We start from the raw sequence: 18105 nt of genomic DNA, 5'->3' as shown, positions 1-18105 counted from the left end.
TGCCATGGAACCTGGGAACATTCGTTTTCACAAAGCGGACAGTCTGAAAAATAGCGGTAAGGATGCGCACGCTCCGGAGCAGATTCCGTGCGTGTCGGTTGGTCGTCGAAGGTATGTTCACAATCAGCACAGCGAAAAGTAACCGATCCCGCTGGCTCAACAGGCACTGGTTTCATTGGGACATGGTTTCACTATGAGCACGACATAAAAAGGGAGAGAGCTGTCACGCTTATGCGGTATTTACTGATAAAAAAGCCTTTTTAGAAGACTTTACAAGGGTAGGGGGTATGGGTACTATTAGCGCCGCTCTGGTTCGCAGTGAGTTGTGAACGGGGAGCCATATTCTCACTCTCAAGCAAGAGTTTGTTTCCTGAACTGCGTGTTCATTAAGCATCAAGGGTCGTTAGCTCAGTTGGTAGAGCAGTTGGCTTTTAACCAATTGGTCGTAGGTTCGAATCCTACACGACCCACCAAATCAACAAAAAGCCGGTTCAAAGAACCGGCTTTTTGTTTTTTGCATGCTAAAAATAAATCAATGCAGCTTTAGATGGGGGCGTGTCGTTTTCCCGATAAAGTCTTTGATAATCAGGGCTCCAGTCCTCAATCGTCCAAACAGCGCTACCTGATGCATTCGGTAGAGGCTGATATAAAACATCTTGGCCATCCTGCCTTCCACCATCATATCGCCGCCTGTGATGGTTCCCATCAAATTACCTACGGCACTGAAACGACTCAGAGAGATCAGAGAACCGTAGTCTTTGTAGGTAAAGGTTAAAGGTGCCTCACCCTCCAGAACTTTTCCTGTCAGGCTCTTGGTCAGCAACTCAGCCTGCTGGTGAGCAGCCTGGGCTCTTGGAGGTATAGTGAACGGTTCGCCGTTACTGTTTGTCAGTGTGCAGCTGGCGCAGTCACCCAGTGCGTAAATGTGATCATCCAATGTAGATTGCAGGGTGGGTCTGACCACTAGCTGGTTAATTCGATTGGTTTCAAGGCCGGCGATGTCTTTCAGGAATGCTGGCGCTTTGATGCCTGCGGCCCAGATACTGAGATCGGAGTTGATAAAGTCACCGCTTTTTGTATTCAGGCCTTTGTCAGTAATTTCACTGACCAGCTGATGGGTTTGTATAACAATCCCCATTTTCTGCAGCTGTTTGTGAACACTGCTGCTGATACGAACGGGCAGGGCAGGCAGTATTCGTTCGCTGCCTTCTATGACAGTGATGTTTACTTTGTTTGGCTGAATCGCGTCCAGGCCATATCGGGCGAGTTCTATGGCTGCGTAGTGAAGTTCTGCTGCCAGTTCCACACCTGTCGCTCCGGCACCAATGATGGCGATGTTTAACTCAGGTGATTTCTCATGGGAAGCCTGGGCATGAAGGTAATGATTCAGAAGCGTTGTATGTACTCTTTCTGCTTGTTCCCGGTTGTCCAGAAACAGGCAGTGATCCACTGCACCTGGTGTATTAAAGTCGTTGGCGGTGCTGCCCAAACAGATGACCAGGTCATCGTACTCCAAGCTGCGCTCGGGAACGACCTCTTGTCCGGCTTCGTCGTTAATAGGAGCGAGGGTAATGGTTTTATTATCCCGGTCCAGACCGCACATTCTTCCGGGTAGAAAGTGGAAATGATTCCATTTGGCCTGAGCCAAATAGCTCAGCTCATCTTCAAAAGCATTCAGGGAGCCTGCGGCCACTTCATGCAAAAGGGGTTTCCAGAAATGCGTTTTTCGAACATCCACCAGGGTAATTCGGGCTTTCTTCTTCTTGCCCAGTTTTTTTCCCAGTTTGGTGGCTAATCCGAGCCCTCCGGCACCTCCTCCAACAATTACTATTTTATGCAGCTGGTCAGTCACTTCATTCTCTCTATTTTTATAAAGGAGTGTTTTGAATCAGTCTGAAATCCCCAGCTCTCTTCTTGGCTTTATGGTTAGAAAGAGCGGAAAACTGATTGAGAACACACCCTACAGCTATTCAGGCTGACTCAGCCCAGGATAAAAACGCCTATCAGACGGCTGAGAACACCAAGTATGACAATCAAAAAGCTCAGCCAGAACATCAGCTTTAAGGGTCTGAAGCGGCTGCGCTCTGTCGCATTGGTCCCAGTGCTGATAAAACGGTCAACTTTGGCCTGATCTTCAGGGTATAGACGGGTCTGGATTTTTTCCATTTGCCACTCCGTATCCTCGGTCAGCACATTAGAGTATGCTATTTAAGCAGTCAATCTGCCAATAGATAACCTGAATTTGACTGAGAAAAGCCTAAAATAATTTGAACTTGTGTACTAATTAACCAATCAATCACGGTTGACTGGGCTCAAGCTCTCGATCAATCTAGTTTAAACGGTATGAAAACTGGGCGCAGCGGGTGAAACTGTTTTTATTGGCGTTAAAAGTTCAATATTTCGAGTGGGTCGAACTATACAGGGTATTTCGTCGTTTCTCATCCCATCGCACATTCCTCAAAGCCTATCTTGGGTTGAAGCTTCGATACCTGCTGGACAGCCCTTTTCAGGTCAGTAAGCGTTTCCTGATTAAGAAAAAGTCAGATGATTTATATCTTTACGGTGAAACACCTTTAACAGTGCTTGATGATATCTGTGAAAAGTCTGGATTAACGTCCCGGGACCACGTTTTTGAATTGGGTGCAGGCAGCGGTTTTACCTCTCTCTGGATGGCTGCTTTTGCAGGTGTTCGAGTGACATCGATTGAGCAGATTCCCACGTTTTGTCTGAGACTCCGGCGTCTCAGTGGTAGAATGAAGCTGGATAAACTAACCGTTATTGAGGGGGATTATCTGGAGGCGGATCTTTCGGGGGCGACGGTCGTTTATCTTTATGCATCCAATCTGGATGATCTCACTATTCGATGCCTGACGCTGAGAATGCTGGCCCTTAAACCCGGGAGTAAAGTGATTTCTGTCAGCTATCCGCTCCAGGATTATTGCCCCATACCGGGTATTTTTGAACAGAGTGAACGCTTTTCTGCTCGCTTCCCGTGGGGGGAAGCGGATATATTTTTGCAGGTCAGAACATCTTGTGTGCAGAAGTCATGCGTTTGACGACGCTGCTGCCATAGCGAGCGATCATTTCAGGAATCGGTTTATCCGGAAATTGCTCTAATCCCACCTTGATGAAATTCCATGTCACCTGAGCTTGTTTGATCGGTTTGGCCGCATGGGCGTGGTCGCCGTATTCTTGACCCAGCCTGGACAACTTCTGTTCGAAATGTCGAGCCAGTGTTTGCAGCTGAAGCCGACCGGAAGCGCTCTTGTCTTCATTTAACTCGGAAAGAGTCAGGCTGAGATAGTGACGGGACAGGCGTTGCATGAGTAATGCCTGCTCAAGAAAATCGAGCTTTTCATTTTTGTGTGGTTTGCTGGTCAGGATTTCTTGTCTGAGAAGCAATAACTTTCTATCCAGTCTGGCCAAGGCCAGAAGCAGTGTAGTGGCCTCAGGGGGACGGGAGTGAGCGGGCAAATCAGCCATCCAGGCGGCGTGTCGGCTAATGATAGGCCATAGACTCAGGGTCGATGATAGCAACTTCGAAGTTTCCTGATCGTTGGACTTTTCCGGCAAGGCCGGGATGCTCTGGTTCAGCAGAGCCAGATTGTCCTGCATTTTCATTCTGGCGTCCTTGTTGAGAAAATCGATCTGGAGCAAGTGAATATTTTCGATCAGCTGATTCAGCAATAACTCCTGCTTCAAAAGGTGCTCTGGGGTCAGGTTGTTGTTTTTGGCAGCCGACTCTGAGGACATAGCCTGGTTCATAAAAGTCAGAAGGAAAAGCAGTGTGGTCAGTAATTGAGCTTTAGACATTGCGGGGTCCGGAAACAGTTAAATCATCCCTTATGTATCGGATATCCCGGCTGTCACTTAACCTGACAATCCAGAAGCAGCTTATCGACATTTGCAGCCCTCAAAGACAGTGAACAGCCATACTGGAAGACCTGTCAATGCTTATGAGAGCATGCAAATACGACTGTGATGTCAGTTATTGCCTTCCAGCTGTTCCTTGAGCTTGGCAGGAACTTCCTTGATCACGAGCTGATTCAGATCTTTGTTGTACACCACCTGGGTACCGAGCAGCTCGGCATCAAAGGCAATGTTAAGACCTTTGCTGCGACCGGTATACTTAACCAGTTTGGTTAGAGTGCGTTTTTCCGGAGCCATAGGTTGACTCATGTCGTAGTCGCGGGTGTTGACGAAGCGGGCAAAATCATCGGAGCCCGCTTCACTCAGATAGCCGGTAAGTTCATCCAGGGTCAGGGCATCGCCATCATCCATTTTGGTTTGGCAGAAGTCGTAGACCTGTCGGCTGACTTCCTTGTGATTTTCCAGAGAAGGCGCTTCCCTGGCGTACTCCTTTACAGCACTGACCAGTGTGTCAGCTTCTTCCTTGCTGTTACTGGTTTCATTGCAGCCCAGAGCTTCCTGAAATACATCGCTCAGACGGCGGCCACCGCGGGGACGCAGGAATGAGAGATAACGACCACTGTTCTCGTTACCCTGCCATTCGGTGATATTAATGCGGCAGGCCAGTGGCATTCTGGCTGTATCCAGATAGGCTACATCCTGAATAGCAAGATCATCTGTCACGGTTATGCTGACATTACTGGTTAGCATGCAGAGCATGAAGTATCGGGTCAGGCCCTGCTGATAATCAGCAAACAGCAGGTAGCCCCCACCCAGTGCTCCGGCCTGATCGAGCTTTTCCAGAAGCTGGTTCAGGGTATTGCGGGTCAGGGCTGTAAAGTCCATCTTTTCTGCCAGGTAATCACCCAGTTCAGTTGGGAAAGGGCTTTCGGCATCGGGGTTGAACTGGCCATACTGTTTGTCCTGTTTCTTGTTGTAAGTTTGCATCAGGTCGTCCAGCATGGCTTCCAGGGCCGGAGTGGGGGGCAGGCTGTGATTTGCCGGAACAGCAGTCAGGGAGTCACTGTCGGGGACCTGTTTCAGCTGGTGGACAATGATTTGTTGTATGGCCATAAGTTAATAGTCTTGAACGCAGTGAGGATCGTCTAACCCAAAAATTTCTTAGAGCAGGTTCGAACAAAAGTAAGCTTCGGAAGAAGCAAACCGGAGCCTGCTATGGCAAAACATACACAAGAAACCCTTCGTTTTCACCCTGTTAATGGTAAAACTGTCAGAGCTGATTTTAAGGAGATGAGTTGTCCCTCGATTTTGGCGTGCTGCAGTTTCGTAAAATAGCTATCCGAAGTGAGCTAATTCCTTGGCTCGTCGGGGTAATTCATAGCAAGCGACATCAGTCTTGTATTAACTATTTCAAACAAATATTGATTACCGCCATCTCTGTTCATGGCACGCCAGCCAGTGCGGTGCTATATATAGAGCCTTGTACAAACGGCAAAGGCCAGTCAGTGGGCCTGAGCCCTACACAGGATGATATAAGTAATAGGTTATGTTCTATTTTATTCTGTCCGTGTTCACTATCTCCCGGCGATCAGACAACCTTCATCTGAGCGGCATCGATATCAAATTGCCGCTAATATTTCTTGGCATTTCGTTTCTGGTGACACCTGTCAAAACCTTTTCCGGGCAGAGCGGGACACTCGTGTCGACGGGGTATGCCAGTACCGCTCCGGGCATTTATAATCCATCCGGTATTTCACTGCCTATCCTCTTACTCCCTCTTGCATACCATACCTACTTCAATCGTTTTTCTCATTCTGGCACCCATCAGAAAGCCGGGACTGAACCATCCTTTTGCATCGAGCCTGAAGACCCCCTCCTTGCTTACAAGTCGGGCTGCCTGCCGTTGCCAGGGGAGCTGGATATGACATTGGCCCCCGACCGGAGAGACCCGGATCAATGGACCTGGCTTTTACCCGGCAAAAGCAGGCCAGAACCCTACCCTGAACAGACACAGGTGAAGGTCGGTGATGAAGGTGTGCCAGTCCACATATCAGTCCCTGACACGAGTTTACAATGGAAGCCGGGACAACCTGTTCCCGGTCAAAATGGCGATTTCCTGCCCGGGCCTCCTGGCTCAATAGGTGGCATAACACGGGATACTAAAACGACAATCAATCTTATTCCCGGGAATTGCGATGATGAACCCTGTCTGAGCTGGGGCCTGGATGATGGAAGTGGATGGATTCTGGACCTGTCAGAAACTATTGCCCCATTATTCGAAGATACACCCCCCTGGAGTGACCAGAATCCAGCACTGATTCCGGCCAGTGGACAGGTAGCGGCCACCAGAGCGGTTGATCATAATGGTAACGTCTTTTACAGGCTGGATGAGAACAAACAGGTTCATTACATCAGTAAGGAAGAATACCAGCGGCTACTATCAATGCACTTCCAGAGCTGGCTTGAATACCTTTATCCAGAGTATTTTGGCCCCAGACTGGCTGCCGGAGGTGGCTGGCATCAGTGGCACTGGCGAATTCGTAAAGTGCCACGGGGTCCAGGAGCATCTCCTCCCTGCGAACCTCTCGAAAATTTACCTGAGGAGCCAGCAGAAAGATCTCCAGGGCCCGTCAGCCAGTCCCCTCATGGCGGCGGAGACCCTGGCGAGGGAAGCATGTCGGAACAGCAGTTTCCTGCCCCGCCCGCTCCTGCCTCGGCTCCAGCACGTAAGGCAATTTCCAGACGGCTTTTGGTTGATGAGAGTCCCAGTGATGAGTACTCCGTAGTTACAATGTCAGAAGATGAAATGGCTGGGTTACAAATTTATCGTGGAGACTCTGTCCTGCTAACCGGCAAAGTAAGAAAAACCACTATAGCTGTTGCTATATCGGATGCAAATCAGCCATCTGGCTGTATCAGGATGCACAGGGCAGTCCGTAACAACCTTAAGGTGAGGTTAGGCGATATCGTCAAAGTCTCCCAACTCCCTATGCTGCCCTATGGTAAACGAGTGGGCATATTGCCAATAAAAGATAGCCTTGAAGGTATAACCGGCAACTTGTTTGATGTGTTTTTGAAGCCATTTTTTCTAGAGGCGTACCGACCTGTCAGTAAAAACGACGTTATCCCTATAAGTGCTGGCTTGCGAACCGTTCATTTCCGGGTGATGGAAACAGACCCGGAAGGTGGGTGTATAGTTGCCCAGGACACAACTGTTCACTGTGAAGGCGAACCCGTCGAGCGGCAGGATCCGTCTTCAATTGCGGATGTTGGTTATGATGATATTGGTGGGCTCAGACCACAGATTCAAACGATACGGGAAATTATTGAGCTGCCAATGCGATACCCACAACTTTTCAATACCCTGAATGTCAGTCCTCCAAAAGGAATACTACTAAGTGGACCACCGGGGAATGGAAAAACACTGATTGCCCGGGCTGTTGCCAACGAGAGTGGCGCCTTCCTCTTTCTGATTAACGGCCCGGAGATAATGGGCAAAGTGGCAGGTGAGTCAGAATCCAATCTGAGAAGGGCTTTTGAAGAAGCTGAAAAAAACAGCCCTGCCATTATTTTTATCGATGAAATTGATTCGATAGCCCCAAAGCGTGACAAAACCCCGGGTGAAGTAGAGCGGCGCGTTGTCGGTCAGTTGCTTACCCTTATGGACGGTTTGCAGTCCAGGCGGCAGGTTATGATTCTGGCCGCCACTAACAGAGTCAATTCGATTGATCAGGCACTGCGTCGTTTTGGCCGCTTTGATAAAGAGATTCATATCGGCGTTCCTGACGAAACCGGTCGCCTGGAAATCCTTCAGGTTCATACCAGAGACAAAAAACTGTCCGACGACGTGGATTTGGAAAAGATTGCAAAAGTCTGCCATGGGTTCACCGGCGCTGACATCACGCAGCTTATCACCAATGCCGCAATGCTTTGTATAAGGGAAAAAATAGACATTAGCACCCTCGATGATGAACAGAACGTTGATGCCGAGTTGTTAGATAGTCTGGAAATCACCCAGGCTCATTTTGAAAAGGCTCTCAAATCCTCCAACCCGTCAGCTCTCAGAGAAACCTTTGTCGAGATACCCAATGTGACCTGGGAAGACATAGGCGGCATGAAGGATGTCAAAAATGAATTGCTGGAAATGGTACGCTACCCCCTTCAATGGCCCGAGCTGCTGAAGCATTTTGGTCAGAAACTGGCACGGGGTGTACTTCTCTATGGTCCCCCTGGTTGTGGCAAAACACAGTTAGCCAAAGCCTTGGCTAACGATTGCCAGGCTAACTTCATTGCCATAAGAGGGCCAGAGTTGTTGACTATGTGGTTTGGCGAATCAGAGCATAATGTACGTGACCTTTTTGACAAAGCCAGGCAGGCAGCACCCTGCATCCTGTTTTTTGATGAAATCGATTCTCTGGCGTCCTCCAGGGGATCTTCATTAGGTGACGCCAATGGCGCAAGCGATCGCGTCCTGAACCAACTGTTAATCGAGATTGATGGTATAGCTGAACGGAATAACATTTATATCATCGCCGCCACCAACAGACCCGATATTCTTGACAAAGCTCTTATGCGACCAGGCCGTTTCGACAAGCATATCTACATTCCACTGCCAGATCATGAAAGCCGATTGCATATTTTCGAAGCTGTCCTGCGTAACACCCCGATAGAGGGTGATGTTCAGTTAAAGCAGCTGGCTGACGTAACCAAGGGTTTCTCCGGAGCCGATATTAACGAAATCTGCCAGTCTGCAATACAACATGCTGTCAGGGAATACATTAGCAGTCGTAGCTCGCTGAGAGCTCAAAGTGATGCAATGGACGTTGACGAGTCCCTTGAGAGTTGCATGTTAACGCGCAGTCATTTTGAGAAAGCCATGCGCACAGCGAGGCGCAGTGTCGGGGATGGAGAAATTCGCCGTTATGAAGATTTTCACAAGCGGTCAAGTCAGGCCGGAACTGAATTCCGTTTTCGGGATACACCCCCCTCTGCATCAGTGTCATCTGGAGCAGCAGGAGTGCCACAAGGAGCAGCAAACTTATATGAAGACTATGATGACGATGACTTGTACAAGTAAGCGTTCATAGTAAAAAAACCTGAAGCCGGGTGCTTCAGGTTTTTTCTGGTTGAACTTTTTGCTGTTCTCGTTGCGCCACTTTGGTTGTTCATTGCCATAATGGTACCTTCTTCCCAATCATGTTTTGGGATTCAGAATATGCTCAAGACTGTGCTTTACCAGCAAATCTAACTGATGCTGATTGGGGCTGATTCTGGCCATTAACTGAAGGCCCAGAAAGAAGCTGGTGAGCTCTCTGGCTGCTTCCGCGCTGCTCAGGCAGGGGGCAATCAGGTTTTTTTCAGTCCCCCTGAGTATCTGGGCCATTAATGCCTGTTGGATCGTGTTCACAGCCTGTCTGACCAGCTCAGCAGCCTGATCTGGCAATAGGTGCAGCTCTGTACTGGTACAGGCCAGAAAGCAGCAGTTCTGGTATTGCACGTTGCGGGGATGACGATAGCCTGCTGTCAAAAATCGGCGTAAACCTTCAAGGGGAGGCCCTGAACCGAGATACTTTTGGATTCTTAACTGCAGGTAGTGTTCAATGTAGTACTTTAAGACGTGCAGGTATAAGCCTTCTTTGTTTTTAAAATGATGATACAGGCTCCCAGGGTGCAGATCGGTAGCTTCTTCCAGCTGTCTGAGCGAAGAAGCCGAGAATCCCCGAGACCAGAAGAGAGCAAGTGCGTTATCCAGCGCCTTGTCTTTATTAAAAGAGGTATGCCTGCCCATAAGTGACATAATTTGATTTTCGAACTTCCAATGTAGCAGCAGTTTTCTGTTCCCGACAACTCCCACAATGGATTAGCACCTGTAGTGGGATATAAGCTGGAGAATACCGGAATGGCACTGACCCCGTCGAATATGGTTGAACTGGGCTCGTCTGCCCCTGATTTTAAATTGCCTGATCCTTCATCAGGACAGTCCGTCTCCCTGCAGGAAGTAAGAAAGGAGAAGGGCGTTCTGGTGATGTTTATCTGTAATCACTGCCCTTATGTGATTCACATTGAAGATGCGCTGGTAGAGTTGGGTAAGGATTATGCTGATCGAGATCTTGGCATAGTGGCTATCAGTGCTAATGATGCCAGGACCTATCCCGAGGATGCTCCTGACAAGATGGCATTAAAATCTTATCCGTTTCCCTATCTGTATGATGAAAGTCAGTCGGTGGCGAAAGCCTACGATGCGGCCTGTACACCTGATTTTTTTCTCTTTGATGCCGAACTGAGGTGTGTCTATCGTGGTCAGTTTGATCACTCTCGTCCTGGTAATGACAAGCCTGTGACCGGGGCTGATTTAAAGTCTGCCATGGACTCAGTGCTGGCGGGAGAGCGAGTAGCAGAGAATCAAAGTCCCAGTATCGGCTGTAATATTAAATGGAAGTAATACCAATCGTGCTTTCTAACTCCCCATGGGAGTTAGAAAGCACGATTGGTATAATTCAGCACTCTTCACAAGGTATTATTTTTTCTCAACCCAGAGGGTCCAGTTTCTGTATTTGGATACTTTTTCGAAGCGATCTTTCAGCGGGGCAGACAGCTTATTGATGTTGCCGTCGCGAGTGGCCAGAAAGTCCCTGCGATCCCTGTGTAATTGATCGAAGATCTCCTCTTCACTGGAGGCCAGCTGGGCCTGACCCTGGGAATAAAAGCGAGCCGAGAACGGACGCTTCATAAAGTAAATGAGGCGACCAGGCTGTTCATTAGGGTGTGTCATCATGTTGGCGATCAGGTACTTTTGCGATTTTTTACCACCGTCGTTCATCATGACCATGATAGTAGCAATCATCAACAGAGGTGTCAGGGTTGCCAGAGTGATAAGCTTACCAGAGTGGTTGGACCAGCTCTCCCCGAACAGTCGTGCAATAATCATTGCCAGGGCAGGCATCACAGGGAGCGTGTAAGTCCAGATCAGATTGGTAGTGAAAGTGAAAAACAGGGGCAGAAACAACAGCCAGCAGAGCAGGAAATAATCCCATTCAGTTAACTTGAGAGTGGGCTTCTTTTGCCAGAATTTCCAGAGTTGTCTGATGGCAACTCCGAGTAACACGAATGTCCAGGGAAAGCCTCCTGCCAGCAGGTAGCCCCAGATGGCTCCCAGAGCGTGGACATGGGCATTGCCGTATTCATCACCCTGCCAGCCGGAATCCAGATAGCGGGAAAAATGTTCGCCAATAAACATGTATTCCAGAAGACCGGGGTTGCGTATCTCGGCGCTGATATACCAGGGAAGGGCAATGGCTGCTGACAGAATAGTGCCTTTGATCCAGGGAAATTTATGCCACAGCGTTATCAATCTGCCTTTAGGAAGGCACCATAAGAAAATCGGACCACCCGCCAGAACCACTGCAGCGAGCCCTTTTGCCAGCAGTGCCAGGCCGCAACCGGCAAAAAACAAATATTGCCACCGAAGTGCTTCAGATTTGTCGTGACTCTGCCAGCCCATCCAGAAACTGCCGAGTATCAGAGTGGTCGTCAGGGTCATGACCGGGTCGGCCAGCAGGGCACCGGAAAGAACGAGAAACATGGCGGAGGTGACCAGGAACAGTACCGAAATTTTTGCCTTTTGTACCCCCATTTGAAAATGGGCCAGCTTCCAGACCAATGCCAGTGTGCCCAGACTACAAACCAGAGAAGGTAAGCGGGCGGCAAATTCATTGATTCCGAATAACTTGAAGCTTATGGCTGAAAGCCAGATAAACATGGGTGGTTTACCGAGGAACGGGACACCATAATCAAAATATGGAATGATCCAGTCATTGGTCTCGACCATCAGTCTGACGATCTCACCGTATCGGGCTTCTGAAGTATCCATCAGAGGATATAGGCCAAGGGAGAGGAGCCGGATCAGAATGGCGAACAGAATCAGAAGGTACACCCAGAGCCAGCGGGAAGAGGTTTTCAGGGAGGCGTCAGTCATTATTATTTTGCACTCTGTCTCTGGTTGCTGTGGAAATGCACAAGGTTATGAATGTTGCTATTCCATTACTTCGTATTGCTTCGGCCGATTCATTGATAGCAAACATAAAGCAAAAAAGCCTCGGACCCATGTTATTCGCATACTGAAAAAAAGCCCAGTCCCTAATTAATATCACTGGGACGTTAATCGGGACCCAAATCAGCGTAGCGCCTAATCAAAGTAGTTCATTTCGATCGGTTTCTATAATTTTTTTCGTAGACATCTCGCCCCATGGCCAGGATCTGTCGGTCGATCATGGTCTGGAAGCTGTCCAGGCAGTTTTGGTGAACCATTGGGTCTCCTGAAAACTCTCGCATAAGACATACCGTAGCCTCAATAGTAGAAAGGGCTGATTGATGAGGGGATTTGCGAATTCGGTAGCGGGACTCCAGATTTTCTGGCAGGGATATCCGTGGCAGAGACCGAAGTTGAGGGTTGAGATGAAGTATCTTTCTGGCTTTTCTCCAGGTACCGTCCAGCAGAATACAAACATCAGGCAGGCCATGGATTTTCTGATATTCAGAAGGTTGGAAAGCCTCTTCGCCCGGAAAAAGTAAGCAGCTTTTTTTGTTCTCCAGAAGGATCTTGAGGTGTGGGTTTTCGGAGAAGTCCTCTCCTGCGAGAACCTTGCAGTTCTCAATGCCCAGTCTGGCGATCCGGGCGGTATTCAGCGGATGTTTGACCTCATCGGGGTGCTGCAGGATCAGTAGTTCACAGCAGGCCTGCTCGGGTTGTAAATGCTGGCAAATGCAGAATCGAAGAGGACGCTCACAGCGCGGGCATTTGGCTCGGGCCATAAATGACATTCCTGAAAGTGAGATTGATACGGGGTAAAACGGTTCTGGATGTTTTGGGAAGACAATGCTGCCAGCAGCGCTGGGTTGAGCCTGACATCACCAGCAGTGAGCCAGAAGGTAAATCCAGTGACAAGGGTTGGATACCCCTTGAACTGGCCTCTTTGTGTTTCAGTCGAAAACGTCTTTCCTGGCCCAGACTCAGTGAGGCAATAACAGGCTGTTCTCCAAGTTCTGCCTCATCGTCAGAATGCCAGCCGTTACTGTCATTGCCATCACGATACAGGTTGAGCAGAACCGAGTTGAATGAAGAGTGACAGGTGTGTTCGACCACTTTTTTTATCGCCAGCAACACCGGTGTCCATGGCTCTGGAGTGAGTGTCAGGCCAGAGTAGCTGTAAGTCATTCCCTCATCAGCATACCAGGCTTGTAATCGAGGTAAATCCAATGTTTTTCCGAAAATTGTGATTGTATCCTGACGCCACCGGGTGCCAGACAGAAGTTGCTGGTAATAGGATTCACAATCTTGTTGTGTGATCAGATCTGGCCAGAAAGACAGCTCGGCGTCGGGAGCATGAATGTTGATTGAACGCAAATCCGTAGACTGGGAGCTGTTATCGCAGAGACATTTCAAAGATCAGCTTTTCTGCAGTACAGTCAAAGTCGAGCATCGCCTTGATCACCGTGATACCGTTTTCCTGAATGGTTTCTGACTGAATCTTGCAGTTGCCTGATCCGACTGAAAGAGCTCGCTGCTCTATCTTGTTGAACTTTTCCTGGGCAGAAACTGCCTTGTCACCACGAATTTCCACAGTAACCCAGGTATCATCGTCGCGGATCAGGGTACCGACCTCTACCGTATTGCAGGTGTTGCACTCAAAGGGGTCTTTTTCTTTCATGCTGATACCTCTTGAAAGCAAGTAAATCTACCTCATTCATCATGAGATAAACATATTACAAGATCTATGGGGATACGCCAGAAATAATAGCTGTTTCTGCGATAGCTTTTCCGTGGCCGGGCAGTTTTTTTTCTTCGAAATCCTTCTGAAATCGAGCATGTCCATGTTTTGTGTGTCCTGTACTTGTTTGTGCGTCTTGGTGCGTGTTTGTGAAGGCTTTTTTATTCGGATTTTATGGTATAGGCTCAGTAATTCTCGAAGTTGTACGTCATCAAAATGAGGGATGAAAACGGTACTTTGGTTCAAAAGTTTCCGGTATTCCTGCATCAGAACAAGGTGGTCGTGCTTTTAGCCATGAACAAAGTGCCAGAGTGAAAGCAATTTCACGGTAGAAACCCGGGAAGTTAAATCTATGACAGACAGTAAGGCGAATTTGCGTCGCAACGTGAACCTGCTGGGAACACTGTTGGGTCAGACTATAAAGGAACATCATGGCGAGGTTTTTTTCAATCGTATTGAAAGCATTCGTCAGCTTTCCAAGGCTGCAAGAGCAGGCAGTGAGGATGATCGGGAAGTTTTACTGGATCAACTGAAAAACCTTTCTGATGACGACCTGGTGCCCGTTACACGGGCGTTCAGTCATTTTCTTAATCTGGCTAACCTGGCCGAACAATATGACAGTATTGCTGTTAGCCATGGCGAAACGTTCTGTGTTCCGGATCACTTTGATGAGCTGATGGCGAGGCTCAGAAATCAGGGGTTCAGCCAGGAGCAAATCGCAGACAGTGTTGCCAGCCTTGATATGGAGCTGGTACTGACCGCTCACCCCACCGAAGTTTCCCGCAGAACCCTGATCCAGAAACATGAATCGATTTTTGAGTGTCTCAGCAAGCTGGAAAGCAGCCGTCTGAGCTTCAGGGAGCGAGCCCGTCTTGAAGACCGGCTTCGTCAATTGATAGCTCAGGCCTGGCACACTTATGAATTCAGGATGAAGCGACCATCACCTGTTGATGAAGCCAAGGGTGGATTTGCCACCATCGAGCACTCTCTATGGAATGCGGTGCCTGATTTTGTTCGTGCTATAGATGAGCGGCTCAGGGAACATACCGATATTGGTCTGCCACTGGATGCTGTACCGGTGCGCTTTTCTTCCTGGATGGGAGGAGACCGGGATGGAAATCCATTCGTCACCGCTGAGGTGACCCGGGAAGTGCTTTTATTGAGTCGCTGGATGGCTGCGGATTTGTACCTCAGGGATCTGAACCCCCTGATTGGAGAGCTCTCCATGACGGAATGCAGTGAAGAAATGAAGCAGAAACTGGGGGATTGTCGAGAGCCCTATCGGGTCGTTCTCAGACAGCTCAGAGAGCGTCTCAGAGAGGCCCGAACCTGGTGCGAATATGCACTGGTCGACAAATCCCGTTCTTCTGAAGTGCTTCTGGAGCATAAAGATCTTGTTGAGCCTCTGGAGCTTTGCTACCACTCCTTGCATGAAGTGGGTCTGGGCGTCATTGCCGATGGTCCGCTATTGGACATGATCCGTCGTGCTCACAGCTTTGGTCTCACCCTGATACGTTTGGATATTCGTCAGGAAGCGAGCCGACATACTCAGGCGATCAGTGAGTTAACCAGAGCTCTGGGGATTGGTGATTACCAGAGCTGGGATGAACAGGAAAAGCAGACCTTTTTACTGAAAGAGCTGCAGAATCCCAGGCCCATGATTCCGGTAGAATGGCAGCCTTCCGAAGATGTCGCTGAAGTCCTTGCCACCTGTCGTGCTATTGCCAGAGAAGGTCAGCAGGCATTAGGCGCATATGTCATTTCCATGGCCTACAAACCATCCGATGTCTTGTCTGTAGCGCTGTTGCTGAAAGAGTGTGGCGTTGGCTTTGCAATGCCTATTGCTCCTCTGTTTGAAACACTTGACGCGCTGGATGGTGCCAGTGAGTGTATCAGCTCTCTATTGTCATTGCCCTGGTATCGTGGTTATTGCCATGGCGGTCAGATGGTGATGATCGGTTATTCCGACTCTGCCAAGGATGCTGGCTGGATGGCAGCAGCCTGGGCTCAGTATCGGGCCATGGAAGAGGTGACGGAGGTCTGTCGTAAAAATAATGTCGGGCTGACACTGTTCCACGGTCGTGGTGGTACCATCGGTCGTGGTGGTGGCCCTGCCCATGCGGCGATTCTCTCCCAGCCACCGGGCTCGGTGAACAATAATCTGCGAGTCACTGAACAGGGAGAAATGATCCGTTTCAAGTTTGGTTTCCCTGATGTGGCCATTAACAGCCTGATGCTCTATGCAAGCGCCACGCTGGAAGCAACCCTGCTGCCCCCGCCTGTGCCAGAGCAAAGCTGGCGGGATATGATGGATCAGCTGGCCAGAGATTCCCTGCAAATATACCGGGGTATGGTCCGGGATGAGCCTGATTTTGTTCCCTATTTTCGTGCGGTGACGCCAGAACAGGAATTGGCCAAGTTACCCCTGGGTTCAAGACCTGCAAAGCGCAAGCCCAATGGTGGCGTGGAAAGTCTGCGGGCGATTCCATGGATATTCGCCTGGACCCAGATTCGTCTCATGCTGCCCACCTGGCTTGGGTGTGGTGCCGCCTTAAGAAATGCTTTGGAAAACGGCCAGAAAGAAACTCTGGAAGAGATGATCAGTCAATGGCCCTTCTTTAAGGCGCGGCTGGAAATGCTGGAGATGGTCTTTATGAAGACCGATTCGAATCTGGCTGAATACTATGAAGAGCGGTTGGTACCGACCGAGCTACAGCATCTGGGAGAAAGTCTGCGAGAGCAGCTGAAAACTGCAGTTCAGGCACTGCTGGAGCTTAAAAGCGGGGAAGAGTTGATGTCTAACCATCCTCAGAATAAGCAGGCTATCGCTTTGCGTAATCCATATACTGACCCTCTGAATGTGCTTCAGGCAGAGTTACTCTACCGCGTTCGACATTCAGAAGAAGGGAAGGTTTGTGAAAATCTGGAACAGGCCTTGATGATTACTGTTGTTGGTATTGCTGCAGGTATGCGTAATACCGGCTAACTGGCTTATTGTCAGAGTCAATGTGTTTGTCTCCTGTAACTCGTTCCAATGCTCCAGCAAAGGCAGGAGTCGCAGGAGAGTCTCCACCCGGTCAGTCTTCAATGTGGCTGACGTACAATGATATCCGGGGTGAAATTTTAAGGTTTTATTACCATGGTGCATGATATAGGATCACGGAGCACGTCAAGATAAGGTGATCGGAACAAGCATGGCTGTCGCTGCAATTATCACAGGAACGGGGCTATACACCCCGACCAGTTCTATCAGCAATGATGAGCTGGTCACGAGCTACAATACCTGGGCTCAGAAAGAGAATGACAAACACCAGCAGGCAATCGCTGCCGGTGAAAAAGACCCCCTGCCATTGAGTAACAGTGCCTTTATAGAAAAAGCTTCGGGCATTAAAAGTCGTTATGTCATGGATCGTGAAGGTGTTCTTGATCCTGGTCGTATGGTACCCCGACTTCCCGAGCGGGATAACGAAGAAATCTCCGTTCAGTGTGAAATGGCATTACATGCTGCCAGAGATGCGCTTTCCCAGGCACGAGTGAGGCCGGAAGAGATAGATCTGGTCATTGTGGCTTGCTCCAACCTGCAAAGGGCTTATCCTGCCATTGCCGTTGAGGTGCAGTACTACTTGGGAGCATCTGGCTACGCCTACGATATGAATGTGGCCTGTTCTTCTGCGACTTTTGGTATCAAAGCGGCAACGGATGCCATTCTGTCCGGTAATGCGCAGAGGGTTCTGGTGATCAGTCCCGAGATCACTTCTGCTCATTTGAATTTCCGTGATCGGGACAGCCACTTTATTTTCGGAGATGCTTCGACAGCTGTTGTAGTTGAAGCGGAAAGTGTTGCCAGTAATGAGAAAGGCTTTGAAATTCTGGGTACCAGAGCCTGGACTCAGTTTTCCAATAATATCCGTAATAATTTTGGGTTCCTGAATCGTGCTGATGAGTCCGGTATTGGACAACCCGATAAGCTGTTTGTGCAAAACGGTCGCAAGGTTTTCAAGGAGGTCTGTCCTAAAGTGGCAGAGATCATTTCAAGTCACCTGGATGAGTTGAGACTGACGTCTGAGAAACTCTCTCGTCTTTGGCTACACCAGGCGAACCTGAGCATGAATCAGCTAATTTCACGCAGGGTATTAGGCCGTGAAGCGACTCCGGCAGAAGCGCCGGTTATTTTGGATGAGTACGCTAACACCAGTTCTGCAGGATCAATCATTGCTTTCCATAAGTATTCAGCAGATCTGGAAGCGGGTAGTTGTGGTGTTATCTGTTCTTTCGGAGCGGGTTACTCTATTGGCAGTATTGTCGTCAGAAAACGCTGAGAGCCTTTCGTTGAATAGGCGGCTGGTCGACCCCACTGCGAAATAGTGCGATGAGTGGGCAAATTTACCTATTTGTCATTACCCATTACAATAGCCTGCAATTTTTCCCGAATGCTTGCCAGTAACCGGAAATCGAAAGACGGGGTTCG

Annotated in this window: 15 protein-coding genes and 1 tRNA gene; 7 read left to right on the top strand and 9 right to left on the bottom strand. The window is 49.1% G+C overall.

Annotated elements, in window-relative coordinates:
• Positions 1–4 precede the first annotated feature (4 nt).
• Complete coding sequence (locus ACOJUN_RS01605; protein ID WP_422134935.1) at positions 5–142, top strand: hypothetical protein; 138 nt, start codon at positions 5–7, stop codon at positions 140–142.
• A 255-nt stretch (positions 143–397) separates the two neighbouring features.
• A tRNA-Lys gene (locus ACOJUN_RS01600) sits at positions 398–473 on the top strand.
• Between the two features lie 59 nt (positions 474–532).
• Here ACOJUN_RS01600 and ACOJUN_RS01595 read toward each other — a convergent pair.
• Both ACOJUN_RS01595 and ACOJUN_RS01590 read right to left on the bottom strand, forming a co-directional pair.
• A complete protein-coding gene (locus tag ACOJUN_RS01595; protein ID WP_422134934.1) occupies positions 533–1852 on the bottom strand; it encodes an NAD(P)/FAD-dependent oxidoreductase in 1320 nt (439 codons plus the stop codon).
• 128 nt (positions 1853–1980) lie between these two features.
• Entirely contained in the window at positions 1981–2166 is a 186-nt protein-coding gene (locus tag ACOJUN_RS01590) for a DUF3094 family protein (protein ID WP_422134933.1), read from the bottom strand.
• Positions 2167–2363: 197 nt separating this feature from the next.
• On the opposite strand from ACOJUN_RS01590, the gene ACOJUN_RS01585 reads away from it, so the two are divergent.
• Positions 2364–3056 (top strand): SAM-dependent methyltransferase, encoded by a 693-nt coding sequence (locus tag ACOJUN_RS01585; RefSeq protein ID WP_422134932.1) that lies wholly within the window; start codon positions 2364–2366, stop codon positions 3054–3056.
• On the opposite strand, the gene ACOJUN_RS01580 is transcribed toward ACOJUN_RS01585, so the two are convergent.
• Together ACOJUN_RS01580 and ACOJUN_RS01575 are read right to left on the bottom strand one after the other, a co-directional pair.
• Positions 3022–3813 (bottom strand): hypothetical protein, encoded by a 792-nt coding sequence (locus ACOJUN_RS01580; protein ID WP_422134931.1) that lies wholly within the window; start codon positions 3811–3813, stop codon positions 3022–3024. The genes ACOJUN_RS01585 and ACOJUN_RS01580 overlap by 35 nt on opposite strands.
• Positions 3814–3984: 171 nt before the next feature.
• Positions 3985–4983: a nucleoid-associated protein gene (locus tag ACOJUN_RS01575; protein WP_422134930.1), complete on the bottom strand. Its 999-nt coding sequence runs from the start codon at positions 4981–4983 to the stop codon at positions 3985–3987.
• A gap of 433 nt (positions 4984–5416) precedes the next feature.
• Between ACOJUN_RS01575 and ACOJUN_RS01570 the strand changes: the two genes are divergently transcribed.
• Positions 5417–8947 (top strand): AAA family ATPase, encoded by a 3531-nt coding sequence (locus tag ACOJUN_RS01570; RefSeq protein ID WP_422134929.1) that lies wholly within the window; start codon positions 5417–5419, stop codon positions 8945–8947.
• Positions 8948–9064: 117 nt separating this feature from the next.
• On the opposite strand, the gene ACOJUN_RS01565 is transcribed toward ACOJUN_RS01570, so the two are convergent.
• Positions 9065–9667, bottom strand: a complete 603-nt coding sequence (locus ACOJUN_RS01565; protein ID WP_422134928.1) for a TetR/AcrR family transcriptional regulator — start codon at positions 9665–9667, stop codon at positions 9065–9067.
• Between the two features lie 102 nt (positions 9668–9769).
• Between ACOJUN_RS01565 and ACOJUN_RS01560 the strand changes: the two genes are divergently transcribed.
• The gene (locus ACOJUN_RS01560) at positions 9770–10312 is read left to right on the top strand and encodes a thioredoxin family protein (RefSeq protein ID WP_422134927.1); all 543 of its coding nucleotides are present in this window, start codon (positions 9770–9772) and stop codon (positions 10310–10312) included.
• 75 nt (positions 10313–10387) lie between these two features.
• On the opposite strand, the gene ACOJUN_RS01555 is transcribed toward ACOJUN_RS01560, so the two are convergent.
• From ACOJUN_RS01555 to ACOJUN_RS01540, 4 genes are all read right to left on the bottom strand, one after another.
• Positions 10388–11845, bottom strand: a complete 1458-nt coding sequence (locus ACOJUN_RS01555; protein WP_422134926.1) for an ArnT family glycosyltransferase — start codon at positions 11843–11845, stop codon at positions 10388–10390.
• A 224-nt stretch (positions 11846–12069) separates the two neighbouring features.
• Positions 12070–12681: a tRNA-uridine aminocarboxypropyltransferase gene (locus ACOJUN_RS01550; protein WP_422134925.1), complete on the bottom strand. Its 612-nt coding sequence runs from the start codon at positions 12679–12681 to the stop codon at positions 12070–12072.
• Entirely contained in the window at positions 12653–13273 is a 621-nt protein-coding gene (locus ACOJUN_RS01545) for an alpha-ketoglutarate-dependent dioxygenase AlkB family protein (RefSeq protein ID WP_422134924.1), read from the bottom strand. The genes ACOJUN_RS01550 and ACOJUN_RS01545 overlap by 29 nt, the downstream gene beginning before the upstream one ends.
• A 19-nt stretch (positions 13274–13292) precedes the next feature.
• Positions 13293–13577 carry a DUF406 family protein gene (locus ACOJUN_RS01540; protein WP_422134923.1) on the bottom strand — a complete coding sequence of 95 codons (285 nt, stop codon included), beginning with the start codon at positions 13575–13577 and terminating at the stop codon, positions 13293–13295.
• 412 nt (positions 13578–13989) lie between these two features.
• On the opposite strand from ACOJUN_RS01540, the gene ppc reads away from it, so the two are divergent.
• A complete protein-coding gene (ppc, locus tag ACOJUN_RS01535; RefSeq protein ID WP_422134922.1) occupies positions 13990–16623 on the top strand; it encodes a phosphoenolpyruvate carboxylase in 2634 nt (877 codons plus the stop codon).
• A 208-nt stretch (positions 16624–16831) separates the two neighbouring features.
• Positions 16832–17956: a beta-ketoacyl-ACP synthase III gene (locus ACOJUN_RS01530; protein ID WP_422134921.1), complete on the top strand. Its 1125-nt coding sequence runs from the start codon at positions 16832–16834 to the stop codon at positions 17954–17956.
• Positions 17957–18105: the final 149 nt, after the last annotated feature.

The sequence above is a fragment of the Endozoicomonas sp. ALD040 genome, from assembly GCF_049275945.1.
In the GTDB taxonomy this organism is placed as follows: Bacteria; Pseudomonadota; Gammaproteobacteria; order Pseudomonadales; family Endozoicomonadaceae; genus Endozoicomonas_A.
The sequence above is the reverse complement of the archived record's forward strand: the minus strand, read 5'-3'. Positions and strand labels throughout refer to the sequence as shown.

Bases quoted from the DNA above. Each gene is read 5' to 3' on its own strand.
- ACOJUN_RS01590 (WP_422134933.1), bottom strand. From the start codon at position 2,166: ATGGAAAAAATCCAGACCCGTCTATACCCTGAAGATCAGGCCAAAGTT.
- ACOJUN_RS01570 (WP_422134929.1), top strand. From the start codon at position 5,417: ATGTTCTATTTTATTCTGTCCGTGTTCACTATCTCCCGGCGATCAGAC.
- ACOJUN_RS01550 (WP_422134925.1), bottom strand. From the start codon at position 12,681: ATGGCCCGAGCCAAATGCCCGCGCTGTGAGCGTCCTCTTCGATTCTGC.
- ACOJUN_RS01560 (WP_422134927.1), top strand. From the start codon at position 9,770: ATGGCACTGACCCCGTCGAATATGGTTGAACTGGGCTCGTCTGCCCCT.
- ACOJUN_RS01605 (WP_422134935.1), top strand. From the start codon at position 5: ATGGAACCTGGGAACATTCGTTTTCACAAAGCGGACAGTCTGAAAAAT.
- ACOJUN_RS01580 (WP_422134931.1), bottom strand. From the start codon at position 3,813: ATGTCTAAAGCTCAATTACTGACCACACTGCTTTTCCTTCTGACTTTT.
- ACOJUN_RS01555 (WP_422134926.1), bottom strand. From the start codon at position 11,845: ATGACTGACGCCTCCCTGAAAACCTCTTCCCGCTGGCTCTGGGTGTAC.
- ACOJUN_RS01540 (WP_422134923.1), bottom strand. From the start codon at position 13,577: ATGAAAGAAAAAGACCCCTTTGAGTGCAACACCTGCAATACGGTAGAG.
- ppc (WP_422134922.1), top strand. From the start codon at position 13,990: ATGACAGACAGTAAGGCGAATTTGCGTCGCAACGTGAACCTGCTGGGA.
- ACOJUN_RS01530 (WP_422134921.1), top strand. From the start codon at position 16,832: ATGGCTGTCGCTGCAATTATCACAGGAACGGGGCTATACACCCCGACC.
- ACOJUN_RS01565 (WP_422134928.1), bottom strand. From the start codon at position 9,667: ATGTCACTTATGGGCAGGCATACCTCTTTTAATAAAGACAAGGCGCTG.
- ACOJUN_RS01575 (WP_422134930.1), bottom strand. From the start codon at position 4,983: ATGGCCATACAACAAATCATTGTCCACCAGCTGAAACAGGTCCCCGAC.